The organism is Mucilaginibacter sp. SG564 (assembly GCF_013149275.1).
Classification (GTDB): Bacteria; Bacteroidota; Bacteroidia; order Sphingobacteriales; family Sphingobacteriaceae; genus Mucilaginibacter.
Map to the genome: position 1 here is coordinate 476,746 of NZ_JABGNA010000001.1, position 14,856 is coordinate 491,601.

The following is a 14,856-nucleotide window of genomic DNA, read 5'->3' on the forward strand; positions in this document are numbered from 1 at the left end:
TTCTTATTTATTAGGTGACATGATATTAGTTCACATCAAACCAGAGTTTGGTGGTGAGTACGTCGGCACCCTGGTTGGCTACAGCTGCCTGATAGCTGGCACCATTTAATGTTTGCTCGGTACCCGGGTAAATAAACCTTACCGGCATTTTACCGTTCAAGGCACCGGCAACAGCTGGCTTTAGTTGCGGGTAGTCCAGGCGGCGCCATTCGGCAAAGGCTTCCAGGCCCTGGCCAAATAAGGCTATCCATTTTTGATTACCAATTGATTTTTTATAGTTCGATGCATCATACTTAACTGCCGCGGTATTAAGATAGGCGGCAATGGCCGCGTTGCCGATGTTGTATTGTTGCAATGAAGCGGTTATTGCCTGGTTGTACAGATCGGCTGCGTTACCGGCTATAAAGCCGCGTGCTACGGCTTCGGCCTGATCAAACAATACCTCGGCATAACTGATGATTACGGCAGGGGCATGCGGCGCCAGGAAATAGGTGCCTGGTTTTGATGTTTTGGTTAAACCCAAACTGCTGGCATCGCCAACCAATAAACCATTAGGTACGCCTACATAGGTTTGCGGGGTAGCATCCTTGGTTGGACTGGCAAAAATTGGCAGGCGAGGATCATTTAGCGCGAATAGCTGGTCGACTATGGTTTTGCTGATACGGTAATCATCGCGGGTATCAAACAAATTGCTGATCGGGTTTTGGTTTGGCGAATCAACGTAAATCAGTTGCGCAATCTCGCTGTTTGAGCTGATATAACCGCTGCCTTCGGCCTGTACATCTGCCAATACCTGTTTAGCTTTATCAGGTTCACGATCAGCAATACGAAGCGCGATACGCAGACGCAGCGAATTGGCGAATTTTTTCCAGGAGGCAATATTACCACCATATATCACATCGCCCGAAATAGTTTTACCCGATGTACTAAGTGCTGTTTGAGCCGCTTTCAAATCATCAAGCAAGGCAAAATACACATCTTTCTGTGTATCATATACCGGAGTAAGGTTTTGATCAATATTAACCGCCTGTTTATAAGGTATGTTGCCATACTGATCGGTAAGCAGGGTAAATACCCATGAACGCAGTACCAGGGCAACGCCTTTATAATTAGTATTTCCCTGGCCATCGGCTATTGAAATGATCTTATTCAGGTTGATAACACCTTTGGTGTATGATGTAGTCCATAAGCTTTGAAACGAGCTGTTGGTATAAATGTACCGATCCGGATCGGTATACTGAATTTTGGCCCAATGCTGTGCAAAAAGCAGGCTTGAGTTCATGTTGTTGTCGGTACCCCAATAAGTATCGGCCATGTTTTTGATCACGCCGGTAAGCAGGTAGTCGGGAAGCGGGTTTTCGGTAGCATTGGGGTTTACATTAACTTTTACCAGCTCTTTTTTGCACGATGCCAATGATAATAACAACGTGCCTGATAATATGATGGATGTATATTTAAGTTTCATTACAATTAGAATTTAAGGTTAACATTAAAACCAATGTTGCGTACAGTTGGCAGGGTTAAATCTTCCATACCTTGCGCGTTGCCGGTACTAAATGCGGTTTCCGGATCGATGTTTGGCGCATTTTTGTGGATGATCAACAGGTTACGGCCTACAACAGCGAATGACGCTCCCTGGAAGCCAATGCTTTTGGCCCATTTTTGAGGCAGGGTATAACCCAGTTTTACTTCCCTTAATTTAACATAGGTGGCGCTGTAAACAAATGGCTCATCGGCGTTGGTTAAAGCTTTATAGTATGCCTGTGCTGATAAAATGGTGGTGTTTTTACTGCCATCGGCTTTTACACCATTGTACACAATACCATCATTATATACGGTTACGCCATTTGGTGCGCTGCCGCTTATCTGTACCGGTGCCGATGATGTATTGTTACCCGGGTAATAATAGCTTATACCGCCATTAGATGTACCACGGCCTGGCAGGGTAGATGCCAGTATACCGGTATAGGTGCCTGTGCTGTTGGTGCCTGAGTAAATAGAACCACCAATGTGCGCATCGATCAATACACTTAAATTGATGCCTTTATAGGTAAAGCTGTTGTTGATGCTGCCCAGCCAGTCTGGTGTATATTTACCCAGATACTGGATAGTTGGGTTAATGGCAGGTGTACCATCGGCATTTACAATTACCTGCCCGCTGGCGTTACGCTGAAAAGCGTTACCATAAATAGCGCCGTATGGCTTGCCTACCGCGGCCAGTACCTGTACAGTGCCATCAGATCCTAACAGATAGCTCTGCAGGTTGCCTTCATTGTACAACGAAAGTACCTTGCTCTTGTTGCGGGAATAGTTTACGTTTACATCCCAGCTAAAATCTTTTAATTTAACCGGTGTTAAACCTAATACTACCTCCAGGCCCTTGTTATTAATAGTACCGCCGTTGATAAGCTTTTGGCTATATCCGGTCGACTGGCTTACATTCACATTAAGTATCTGGTTTTTACTGTTGGTGTTATAAACACTTGCATCTAAACGGATCCTGTCGTTAAAAAAGCCCAGCTCAAAACCGGCTTCGGCCGAGGTTGTTATTTCGGGCTTTAAGTTAGGGTTAAGCTGTATGCTGTTGGCGCTTTGCTGTGGGTTTCCGTTAAACGGAGCGGTGAAGTTGTAAAAGTTGATCAGCTGGTAAGGATCGGTGTCTTTACCTACTTTTGACCATCCGCCACGTAGTTTTAAATAACTTAATATATCGCTTTTAATATCCAGCGCTTCTGATAATACCAAACTGCCGTTTACAGAAGGATAGAAGTAAGCTAAACTGGCTTTTGGAAGGGTTGACGACCAATCGTTACGGGCTGTAACGTTAATAAACGCATAGTTCCTGAACCCGATTTGTCCCGAAGCAAAATAGCTGTACCTTTTTGATTTACCGTAATTGTTTGACGATATCAGCGGATCACGTGAGTTGCTCAGGGTATATAAGCCGCTAACCGCCAGTTTAGGCGCTTTTTGGTCGTTATTTTCAAATGTATTTACCCGGATGTTACCACCAATCAACGCGTCGATCGAGAAATCATCGTTTAATTTTTTGGTGTATTGCAACCTGCCTTCGGTATTGGTTTCGGTAACGTCATAAGCATCTTCTTCGTACGAGCCGAATGGTGTACCATTGGTGCCATAAGCTATCCTGATCTTACGGCGATCATTATAATAATCGGTACCGGTACGGAAATTAGCCGACAGGCCATCAATGATTTTATAATTCAACTCCGCGCTACCAATAAAACGGTTGCGGGTTTGGCTCACGGTATTTTCATAAGCCTGGAAGTATGGGTTGCTATAATAGCTGTTGTTCCAGTTAAACGTATTGCCATTGGCATCGCGGTAGTTTTTTAGCTGGCTGATATCAACCTGACGGCCAAACCAGGTAAACTGCAGCATGGTACTGGTAGCACGTTTACCGCCCGAGCCCGGTAAATTATCGGCATCGTCTTTAATATAGTTGGCAATGGTAGTTAAGGTTAATTTAGGCGTAATTTTATAGGTAGCATTCAATATAAATGAATTGCGGCCCTGCTCTGTATTGGGAATTACGCCGGTTTGGTGCAGGTTGTTATAGCCTAAACGGAAATCATATTTATCGCCCGAGCCGGAAAGTGAAACGCCATTGTTGAGCGTAACACCTGTTCTGAAAAAATTCTTTACGTTATCGGGATGCGCCACAAACGGAACCGGAACGCCATTGGAGTTAAACTGCGGTATAAGCTGGCCATTTAACGCGGGTCCCCAGCTTTCGTCAACACCATCATTAACACCGCCGCCTTTACCATCCACATAGCTGAATTTACCGTTTGAACCTTGTCCGTATTCGTTTTGATATTTAGGCAGGCCCAATAAGCTCGAAAATGAAGTATTGGAGTTGATGTTAACACCAAGGCCTTTGGCGCCTTTACCGGTTTTGGTTTTGATGAGGATAACACCAGCCCCAGCGCGTGAACCATAAAGCGCGGCCGCATTAGGGCCTTTTAATACCGAAATGGATTCAATATCCTCGGAGTTGATGTCTGAAATAGGATTGGCAAAATCCCTTGAACCGCCTACACCCAATTGCTGGGTATTATCAACCGGTAAACCATCAACCACAAACAATGGCTGATTATAGCCTGCAATAGAAGTTTCGCCACGGATAATGATACGTGACGATCCCATATCGCCCTGGCTGTTGGTTACATTTACACCTGCTATTTTACCACTCAGCGCATTCACCAGGTTGGTTTCTTTGGCCTCAGATATATCTTTTGATTTAAGACCCTGTACGGCATAACCGAGCGTCTTTTTATCTTTAGATATATTGAGAGCGGTAACCACAACCTCGTTCAGGGCGTTGGCTTGCTCCTCCAGTATAATGTGGAGTGATGCATCAGCCCCGGTAACAGGTATTTCTTTGGTAGTAAAACCAATATAAGTTATTCGTAGCACATCATTTACTTTGGCGTTGAGGCTAAACCGGCCATCACTGGCGGTTTGTACACCGTTGGTGGTTCCTTTAACAGAAACACTCACGCCGGGCAGGGGCAGCCCGTCTGACTTGGCGGTTACCACCCCGCTTATTTTAACAGATTGCGCCGCAACCGTTTGGATGAAAATAAAAGGCAACAGTATTGCCAGTAGTAGTTTGTAATTTTTAAACATGGTAATGGATTGTGAATGTTAATGATACCATACAGTACCGGGAATGATCAAAGGTTTTACTTACCCGCCAATTGGGCGGTTATATCATTCCGTTAAACTGTAAAAGTTTTGATTGTTGGGTTGTGTTGCGTTGATTGAGATAAAAGCCTGACCGACCCGAGCAACGCTGTGTTTTAACAGCAGCAACACATGTTTTGCATAGATGACATAGGGGTAGAAGAAGGTATTAAAGTGTAAATGTTCAAAACAATAGCGTTGTTTAAGGTTATGTAATTTGTTTTCATGCGCGTTGTGATAATCAGTTAAATCGATATAGCAGTTACGGTGACAACATAAAGCGACACCTGCCCGGTTATTTATTTTAGTTTACAGAGGCGGTTTTATTGTTCACCAAAGCGTCCACCACTTTTACCATCGAAGCAAACTCCTGCGTATCATACAGGCGGGTGAGGTAAACAATGCGTCCATCACGATCGATCACCACATTGCGGGTAACACCACTCTTTTTATTGGCGAATTTTCCAAAAATATTCGCCCCCGGATCAAGCGCCAGGTTGTAGGTGATCTTCATATCGTGGTGAAATTTCTGCACTTTTTGCAGAGGTTCATCGCGGTCGACACCGATTAATACCAGTCCCTGGTCTTTGTAGGTTTCCCAGATGTCTTTTTGCAGATGTGGCATTTCCTGGCGGCATACGCTGCACCAGCTGGCGGTAAATTGCAGTATAACTACTTTGCCGCGTAATTGCTTTAAAGTTGTTTTGGTACCATCGGTAAGTACCAGTTCAAAATCATCAGGGGCCTGTTCGCCAACTTTAACCAGGTAACCGCGGTCGATATTGGCCGAGTCAATAGCTTGGGCCGATTGTGCCCGGGCAGCAATACCGGTAAACAGGAAAAGATAAACTATGAGTAAAAATTTGTTGTTCATTTGAATATATTAAATAGGGCCCTCTATAATTAAGCAGGCGGTAAAAAATAACTTTTTCAATTAAACAGAAAGGATGGAAGGGGGATATCGAAACAGGCTATAGCTGTATTGTGTGGACGTATCATTATCTTTTCTGCAATTTTTGCAGATAGGAATTAGCACCTTTATAACAATCTGTACAGGTTGCTAAGACATCACAGGGCCTTTCCCTCAGTCTTTCTGGATAATTAAAAAATGAAATAAAGAACGATTTCGACTGCAAACATATAAATAATTCTACTAATTCCATAGACTTTATATTAAATTGATAATTTTCGCTTATTTCTTACAATCTGGTGGCAAATGGGAGGAGGTGAGAAATAAACTCACCAAGCGTCATTGCGAGCGCAGCGTGGCAAGCCCTAACTATACAGAGCGGCTCTGCCAATTGGGGATTGCCACGCTGCGCCCGCAATGACGCGTTTTTTATGAACATTGAATACCAATTATCCGCCACTTTTTAAAGTTTTCAAAACCACCAAAAAAACAGGTTGAAATTTGTTAAATGGGAATTTTTTTAATCGGTTTCAAGCTCTTTTCACGCTGTTTTCGCCTGAAAAAATATTAAAATTCAAGGTTTAAAAAGTTTTTGAAGAGGGGCATGCAATAAAACATGATCATCATCAAACAAAAGATCAGGAAAACGATTAAGTAAATATTTCGAGAATTTTTAAGCAATGTGATCTTAAAAATGAGAGATTTGTTTTCGGTCTGTGATCAGATCATTCACCAATTATACTTTCTGCTAACTATGCAATTAAAACGTAGCATTTACCTGTTAGGCTTACTAGTTTTTGTTTACGCGGATAACTTCGCCCAAACCACAACCCCTAAAAAGCAACTGGATGAGGTTGATTATGTTGATCCTATAATAGGGACTTCTTTAAAAGGTTTCGCCAGGGATTTCGAGGCGGGCAATGGTGGTGGCGGTACTATGCCCTGTGTAAACGTACCATTTGCCATGACCAATTTTGTGGCTCAAAGCCGCGAAAACAAAATGAGCTACATGGTTTACCACTATGAGGATAGCAAGGTTGTTGGGTTCACGGCAACTCATCAGCCCACCGTTTGGATGGGCGATTACGGCTATGTTTCGGTGATGCCGCAAGTAGGTAAATTGCGTGTTTTGCCGAAAGAACGGGCGCTTACCTATAGCCATACCGAGGAAGTTGCCAAACCGTATTACTATTCGGTAAAGCTAAAGGCGACCGGCACAGACAAGATCAAAGCCGAAATAGCGGGTGCCAATACCTCTGGCATGTTCCGGTTCACCTTCCCCAAGGCCGATCAGGCGCATATCATTATACAAGGTATCAACCTGAACCCCGAGCTTAAAGATTGGGCCAATGGCTATACCGTGCGACTGAAAAAGCTGAAAGGCTATGTGCATGTAGATACCGTAAATAACGAAATAACAGGCTATAACCCCGACAGGCAATCGGCCCAGTTAGGTCCTGAGCTGAAGAATTTTAAAGGGTATTTTGTGATCAAATTCAACAAGCAGATCAAAAAATACGGCACCTGGGATAAACAGGTGATCAGCAAAGGCAGTCATGAGCAGTACGGTACCCGCATGGGCGCATTCATATCCTTCCGTACTAAGGCCAACGATGAGGTAAGGGTTGTAGTGGCCACTTCATTTATCAGTATTGATCAGGCACGCGAAAACCTTAAAAAAGAGATCCCTGATTGGGACTTTGACCGGGTAGTGAAAAACACGCGCGACCAATGGCAGCAGGCCCTAAAAGTTATACAGTTAAGCGGTGTGAGCAAAGATCAGCGGACGATTTTCTATACCGCATTATTTCATACCATGCTGTTTCCGAGGCAGTTTTCGGAGTATGGTAAATACTACAGCGCCTTTGATGATAAAGTGCATCATGGTATATCCTATAACGATTATTCCTTGTGGGATACCTTCAGGGCGCTGCACCCGCTGCTAACGCTTACCCAACCGCAACGGGTGGACGGCATAGTGCAATCGCTGCTACAGATGTACCAGGAGGGAGGTTGGATGCCGATGTGGCCAAATCCAACCTATACCAATATTATGATAGGTACCCACGGTGATGCTGTTGTGGCCGATGCTTATGTAAAAGGTTTCCGAGGATTTGATACCAAACTGGCTTATGAAGCCCTGCATAAAGACTCATACGATGCCCCCGATGGTGATACCCATAAACGCTGGGGCGATCGTGACCTGTGGACGAGCTTTGAAGCCCGCGGCGGCCTCACCAATTATCATAAATTGGGATATGTACCGGTGGATAAGACAAGGGAATCAGTTTCACGTACCATTGAGTATTCTATCGATGATTATGCCGTGGCCCAGGTGGCTAAAGGTTTGGGTAAAGACGACGACTATAAACAGCTGATTAACTGGAGTAAAAACTACGAGAACGTATACAATAAAGCTACTGGCTTTATGGCCCCGCGTAACTCCGACGGGCATTTTTCGGTCAAGCCTGACTCGGGCTTTACCGAAGGTACCAAGTGGACCTATACCTTCGGCGCTATGCATGATATACCGGGGATGATCAAAATGATGGGTGGCGAAAAGGCTTTTGCCAATAAGCTGAGCCAGAATTTCAGCGGTGGGCATTATCGTGCCGATAACGAGCCGGGACACCATTACCTGTACCTATTTAATTATTGCGGTATGCCCTGGAGAACACAGGAACTGGTACGCGAGCATACTTCATCGCAAAACTTCAGGAATGCGGCTATCGGTATCAACGGAAACGATGATTGCGGCCAAACTTCGGCATGGTATATTTTCAACGTAATGGGCTTTTACCCGGTAGCACCGGCATCTGGCATTTACAGTATAGGTGCTCCGCAATTCCCGTATATGGTTTTGAATCTGCAGCACAATAAAAAGCTGATCATCAAGGCTACGGGGCTTTCGGCTAAAAATAAATATGTAAAAGAAGTAAGCTTCAACGGTACGCCAATAAAGGATTATACCATTTCGCACAAACAGATCATCGAGGGCGGTACACTGGCCTTCACCATGACCGATAAACCGCAAAAACTATAAAATAGCGTATGTTGGATTGAACTCAAATTTGGTTAAAAAGTGGGTTTACACTATTTTGGGTGTATTTTTATTTAACTAATTGATAATCAAATAGTTAAATTGATTTTTGTCCTGAAAAGTGTAAACCCATGTAAACCCACTTTTAATCAAATTACGCCTGTTGAATGTGCTTACTTAACGTGTGTTTGCTGCGGCAGGTAGTATTTGTGGTTAGTCGCCCGCCCGCGTAGAATCCCTGACCACTAGTTTAGATGGCAACGTGATATTTTCCTTTTCCAGCTGTATAGGCTTGCCTGCCAGATGACCAAACAGAAGCTCGGCTGCTTTGCGGCCCATATCGTATGCCGGTTGTAAAACCGTGGTAAGCGGCGGGTTCAATATGGCCGCAGTGATCTGGTTGGTAAAACAAACCACTTTGATATCGTTAGGGATGTTTAGCTTCAGTTCCTCACAGGCCAGGTAGGTGGTTGTGGCCAGATGTTCAACCGTAGCAATAATGCCATCGGGTTTTATTTTGTCGATGTGCTCTTTTAAAAAGGCAATGTTTTCCTGGTTATATTTATTGGAGCAGCTGATGATATTTTGCTCTTTGTGTTTCACCTGATGTTCGGTCAGTGCCTTTTTGTAACCACCTTCACGAGCCTGTAAAATAGAGGGATAGCCCTCAATGGTAACCAGCGAAATGTTTTTGCAACCCTGTTCAAGCAAGTGCTTGGTGGCCATATAGGCGCTGTTAAAATCGTCGGTTTTGATCTTGGCGGTAGGGATATCCTCACAAACCCGGTCAAAAAATACAATAGGCACACCGGCCTGCTGCAATTCCTGTATATGACGGATCTCCTTGGTATTGCTGGCAACCGACATGATCACCCCATCTACGCGACCACTGCTCAGGTCGGCAAACATCTGTGCTTCGCGCTCATAGCTGTCGTGGGTTAAATAGATGAGTGCGTGGTATTTTTCCTGCCCTACAATGCTCTCGATACCGTTAATAGCCTGGCTAAAAAAGCTGTCGGCAATTTCGGGAATAATAATGGCAATGGTATTGCTTGACCGTTTCCGGAGACTGCTGGCGTAAGGGTTGGGTACATAGTGCAGTAGTTTCGCGGTTTCTATAACCCTTTGCTTGGTTTCTTCGCCAATGTCATGACTATCCCGCAAGGCCTTTGATATAGTTGCAATAGATACATTTAACACTTTTGCCAGTGTTTTCATGTTTACTTTGTTGCTTTTTGCTTCGGCCATAGGGGTACAGATTTTTTCCGGATTTTAACTAACTGTTAAGCGATTTTTATCGCTAAACTAAAAAAAAGTTTAGCAAGGTAATAAAAATAGCGTTTAAAATATGTAGGCTTAAGATAGCTGTCATTTGTACGGTTTAAGTAAACGTTTAAGCAAATAAATACGCCATTTTTGATAAATCTGATTTTAAAAATGGACAAATTTGTATAACACAGCTATAAAAACCAGCTATAAAGGATTGTTTACCAATTATATTTCCTTTTAAATTATAACATCATGAGTAAGATAATCGAAACACCGCAGCAAGGTCCGTTGAATTCTATTGAAGAGTGGGAAGATGATATATTAGCCCGTTACCCCGATGCTGATTCCATAGCTGCCGGCAGGGATACACAAGCATATCGTGACTACGAAGCTACTACAAAAGATAGTGTAAGGGAGTTTTATCGTTTACAGCACATCAACCAAACCTATGATTTTGTATTGCAAAAAAAACAGCAATACTTGTCGTTTGACAAACAGGAAATGACCGTTTGGGAAGCCTTTGATTTTTTAAATCAACTGGTTGACGATTCAGACCCGGATACCGACCTGGATCAGTTACAGCATTTATTGCAAACATCAGAAGCTATCCGTGCCGATGGCCGACCTGATTGGATGGTACTCACCGGCTTATTCCATGACCTGGGTAAGGTTTTGTGCCTGTTTGGCGAACCGCAATGGGCCGTAGTGGGTGATAGCTACCCGGTAGGCTGCGCTTTTTCTGACAAGATCGTTTACTCAGAGTATTTTGACCTGAACCCCGATCATCACGATCCGCGTTACAATACCAAATATGGTGTTTATGAGCCCAATTGCGGTTTAGAGAACGTACACATGACCTGGGGACATGATGAGTATATTTATCACATCATGAAGCCTTACTTGCCCGAGCAGGCTTTGTACATGCTGCGTTACCACTCGTTTTACCCACAGCACCGGGAAAATGCCTACAGCCATTTAATGACCCCACATGATCACCAGTTATTTAAATCTGTTGATCTGTTTAATCCATATGATCTTTACTCCAAGAGTCCGGTTCCACCGGATTGGAAAAAATTGCGCCCGTACTATGAAGATCTGGTTGCCAAATATTTACCGGCAACACTGAAATTCTAACAGGGTTTCCTACAAATACCCCATTAGCATAACCGCTGGTGACATTATATCACCGGCGGTTATGTCAATTCATTTTATTTCATAGATTTGAAAAATTGAACCGGCCAAAAAATACCGGCCTAAATATCCTATTGCAAAAAAACTCATGCTGAAACACATTTCTACGGCCGATCTGTTGGTCTTTTTCTTCTATTTTGTCATAGTTGCCAGTTACGGGTACTACATTTATAATCGTCGTAAAAAAGAAACCAATAATAGCTCACATAGCTTTTTCCTGGCCGAAGGATCGCTCACCTGGTGGGCTATTGGTGCCTCTATCATTGCCTCCAATATTTCGGCAGAGCAGTTTATAGGCATGAGCGGTGATGGTTTTTTTGCCGGGATAGCCGTAGCCGTATATGAATGGGTGGGTGCAGCGGCCCTGATCATTGTAGCGGTGTTTTTTATGCCGGTGTATATCAAAAACAAGATATTTACCATGCCGCAGTTTTTGCAGGACAGGTATAATGGCGGTGTAGCGCTGGTGATGTCGATATTCTGGCTGCTTTTATATGTTTTTATCAACCTCACAGCTATATTATACCTGGGCGCGTTGGCCATTAATGGCTTACTCGGTGGTGAGTATTTTCACCAGGTTATGATTGGTTTGGCCATATTTGGGGTTATCATTGCGCTGGGTGGCATGCAGGTGGTAGGTTATACCGATGTTATACAGGTAGGGGTGCTTATAGTGGGTGGTTTGGCTATCACTTATCTATCCTTAACCATCGTGAGCGAAAAATTTGGCTTTGGCACCAATGTGCTTACCGGCTTCAACCTGTTATTGAAAAACGCGCCCGATCATTTTCACCTGATATTTAAAAAACCATCGGCAGGAGCATCAACCGAAACTATCACCAAATACCTGATCTTACCTGGTTTTGCCATGTATATTTCTGGGCAGTGGATCAGCAATTTAAATTACTGGGGATGTAACCAATACATCACCCAAAGAGCCCTGGGTGCCAATATTACTACCGCGCGTACAGGTATCTTATTTGCCAGTTTATTGAAAATATTGATGCCGGTAATTGTGATGCTGCCAGGTATTGTGGCCTTTGTACTATATAAAAATGGTCATTTGCCGCAGTTAGCCGGGGGTAAGGACGGAGCTTATTCTGCCATGTTATCCTTTTTGCCGTCGGGTTTAAAAGGTTTATCCCTGGCCGTTTTAACGGCTGCTATAGTGGCATCACTGGCTGGTAAGGTAAACAGTATAGCTACCATCTTCACGCTGGATATCTATAAAAAATACATCAAGAAAGACGCCAGCGAACGCCGCATGGTGTGGACAGGCAGAGCGGCCATCTTAATGAGTTTGCTTATAGCCGTTATGTTTACCTGGAACGACGTGTTAGGCATCAGCGGCGAGGGCGGATATACCTTTGTTCAGAAATACTCGGCCTTTGTAAGTCCCGGAGTATTAGCTACTTTTCTGCTGGGTATGTTTTGGAAAAGAACCACTGCTATGGCGGCTATTGTCGGGATATTGGTAGGTATTACTTCTTCTATATTTTTTAACAGTTTTGCAGTTGAGTGGTTTGGACCTGAAACGATATTTTACTCCGCATTTCACAACGCAAAAGGCGTTTATGAGATCCCATTCTTTATTTCACTGAGTTGGTCGTTCCTGATCACTTGTTTGGTGATGATCGTCATCAGCTTAAAAGGACATGTGGTTAATGCTAAAGCTATTGTTATCGAAAGATCGATGTTTAAGCTAAAGCCATCATCTGTTATGCTGATAGCGGTGATATTGATATTGTTATCAGCCATTTATATCAGGTTCTGGTAGATTTTAGTTCATGGAGTTATAGTCCATAGATAATAGTTCATGGTTCATGGTTTTTTGCATGTAGATTAACACAGGGTGTTTTCCATGATCTATGAACCATGAACCATGATCTATTTTAGCCTTTGCTTGTATTATTTACCAGGTCTCTCCATTCAGTCAGCTCAGGAATACCAGGTTTGCGTTTGCCAAACATTTGCAGTATCATTTCGCCATCGGCATCATATAATTCAATAGAATTTACATCGCCGTCTGTTGATGGTTTGATCACATGCCATGCTTCAGCTATCATATCTTCGCGCAGGTGCAGGTTAAATTCCGGGTCAAGAACATTGAACCATGGCCCCATAGGCACCAGCTTGGTAATGTTACCACTATGGATCTGGATACAACCTTTATTACCTACAAATATCATTACAGGTATTTGCTGTGTGGAGCATGTTTCTGCAATGGTTTTAAATGCTTGCAGATCAACTTTTTTAGTGTATCTGGCAGGGGCAAGGCGTAATGCCTGTGTTCGGCTCAGTTTGAATTTTCTCAACAGTCCAAAAAACTCATGGCTATCATTCATCCCCTTCCACGCATCCTGAAAAGCGGTGGTTTCGATAGCAGCATCAGGCAGTTCTGTTATTGTTGAGTTTTGCGCCGGGCTCACTACGATCTCCGGATTTTCTGTATCCTGAAATTGCTGTACCAAGTCATCGTAAGCAGCTTTATTGCTGGTATCGGTTAGATATATTTTGTGTATGGCGGTACCCTGCCGATCAAAAAACTGCAGACTTTCGCGCCTATTTTCCTTCACTGAAAACCCGAAATGCCATTGCTGCATAAATAAACGAAGGTCAATGTCTTCGCCCAATACCAGACCTGCATGCGGGGTAAAGGATATATTTTCATATACACCCTTACGCTCGCTCACGCAATATTCGTTGCGGGTAAGACCCATCACATAACCCAGGCTGTTTACCTGTTTAAGGATCGTTTCAAAATCTTTTTTCAGCAGAGTTACGGTTTCACCAAGTCCGGTGGCCAATAATTCTGCTTCGCTTACCTGTAGGTCGGCGGCGATATCCCTGATGCGCTTTTTAGGGTTGGCCAGTTTATATTCTTCGTATTTTGTTTTTAATGTGCTGGTTGTTGTTTCCATAGGGTTAGTGTGTTAAAGGTGTTTTACTTTGTTCAAATACTATTTCGTGCGGCATGATGATCTGTTTCAGGGTTGATGGATTGGTAAATACATCGGCCTTAATTTCAAATATTTCATAAACCGATTTAGGGTTCAATACTTCGGCGGGGGTACCATCATACCACTTGCGGCCGCGTTTCATCATGATAATGCGGTCGGCATATTGTGAGGCCAGGTTCATATCGTGAAGGACGCTTACCACGATGAATTTCTTTTGCGCCATCGATCTTAAAATGGCCAGTGTTTGTTGCTGATATAAGATATCCATACCGGCAACGGGTTCATCCATCAGTAGTAGCGCATTCGGCTGTTCCCAAACCTGGGCAAGCGAACGGGCTAGTTGAACCCGTTGCTGCTCACCACCGGATAAGGTAGGGTATTGCCGATCGGCAAATGCCTGTACACCAGTGGCCTCCATGGCGGTTTGTACGATATGGAAATCTTTGGCCGCCGGGCTATGTTGAAAATGCGGATAACGCCCCATCATCACAATCTCTTTAACCAGAAAAGGCAGGCTCACCACATTTTGCTGGGTTAATACTGTTCGCTGATGGGCAAGTTCAAGTTGTGTGTAGCTATTCAGAAGCCGGCCATGAAGGGATACCGAACCGCTTTCGGGCTGATCGGTACCGGCCAGCATTTTTAATAAGGTTGATTTGCCCGCGCCGTTGGCACCCAGTATGGCTACCATTTCGCCAGGTTTTATGCTGAAGGATATGTCCTTGAGTAATTTAGCTTGCCCAACACTGTAGGTTATATTGTTTATGGTCAGCATA

General features: G+C 43.8%; 9 protein-coding genes and 1 riboswitch. Of the genes, 3 read left to right on the forward strand and 6 right to left on the reverse strand.

The window, feature by feature from the left end:
• Positions 1-25 precede the first annotated feature (25 nt).
• From FHW89_RS01635 to FHW89_RS01645, 3 genes are all read right to left on the reverse strand, one after another.
• Positions 26-1,465, reverse strand: a complete 1,440-nt coding sequence (locus FHW89_RS01635; protein ID WP_172333261.1) for a SusD/RagB family nutrient-binding outer membrane lipoprotein — start codon at positions 1,463-1,465, stop codon at positions 26-28.
• Positions 1,466-1,470: 5 nt separating this feature from the next.
• Positions 1,471-4,653 (reverse strand): SusC/RagA family TonB-linked outer membrane protein, encoded by a 3,183-nt coding sequence (locus FHW89_RS01640; protein WP_172333262.1) that lies wholly within the window; start codon positions 4,651-4,653, stop codon positions 1,471-1,473.
• Between the two features lie 361 nt (positions 4,654-5,014).
• On the reverse strand, positions 5,015-5,584 hold the full coding sequence (locus FHW89_RS01645; protein ID WP_172333263.1) for a TlpA disulfide reductase family protein: 570 nt from the start codon (positions 5,582-5,584) through the stop codon (positions 5,015-5,017).
• A 121-nt stretch (positions 5,585-5,705) separates the two neighbouring features.
• Positions 5,706-5,814: riboswitch (SAM riboswitch) on the reverse strand.
• A 560-nt stretch (positions 5,815-6,374) separates the two neighbouring features.
• On the opposite strand from FHW89_RS01645, the gene FHW89_RS01650 reads away from it, so the two are divergent.
• Positions 6,375-8,663, forward strand: a complete 2,289-nt coding sequence (locus tag FHW89_RS01650) for a GH92 family glycosyl hydrolase (RefSeq protein WP_172333264.1) — start codon at positions 6,375-6,377, stop codon at positions 8,661-8,663.
• Positions 8,664-8,873: 210 nt separating this feature from the next.
• Here FHW89_RS01650 and FHW89_RS01655 read toward each other — a convergent pair whose 3' ends face one another.
• On the reverse strand, positions 8,874-9,908 hold the full coding sequence (locus FHW89_RS01655) for a LacI family DNA-binding transcriptional regulator (RefSeq protein ID WP_172333265.1): 1,035 nt from the start codon (positions 9,906-9,908) through the stop codon (positions 8,874-8,876).
• A 273-nt stretch (positions 9,909-10,181) separates the two neighbouring features.
• On the opposite strand from FHW89_RS01655, the gene FHW89_RS01660 reads away from it, so the two are divergent.
• Together FHW89_RS01660 and FHW89_RS01665 are read left to right on the forward strand one after the other, a co-directional pair.
• Positions 10,182-11,063, forward strand: a complete 882-nt coding sequence (locus FHW89_RS01660; protein WP_172333266.1) for an inositol oxygenase family protein — start codon at positions 10,182-10,184, stop codon at positions 11,061-11,063.
• Positions 11,064-11,208: 145 nt separating this feature from the next.
• On the forward strand, positions 11,209-12,897 hold the full coding sequence (locus FHW89_RS01665) for a sodium/solute symporter (RefSeq protein WP_172333267.1): 1,689 nt from the start codon (positions 11,209-11,211) through the stop codon (positions 12,895-12,897).
• A gap of 115 nt (positions 12,898-13,012) precedes the next feature.
• Here FHW89_RS01665 and FHW89_RS01670 read toward each other — a convergent pair whose 3' ends face one another.
• Both FHW89_RS01670 and FHW89_RS01675 read right to left on the reverse strand, forming a co-directional pair.
• Complete coding sequence (locus tag FHW89_RS01670) at positions 13,013-14,041, reverse strand: hemin-degrading factor (protein ID WP_172333268.1); 1,029 nt, start codon at positions 14,039-14,041, stop codon at positions 13,013-13,015.
• A gap of 4 nt (positions 14,042-14,045) precedes the next feature.
• Positions 14,046-14,855, reverse strand: coding sequence for a heme ABC transporter ATP-binding protein (locus FHW89_RS01675; protein WP_172333269.1), 810 nt, complete (start codon positions 14,853-14,855; stop codon positions 14,046-14,048).
• Position 14,856: the final 1 nt, after the last annotated feature.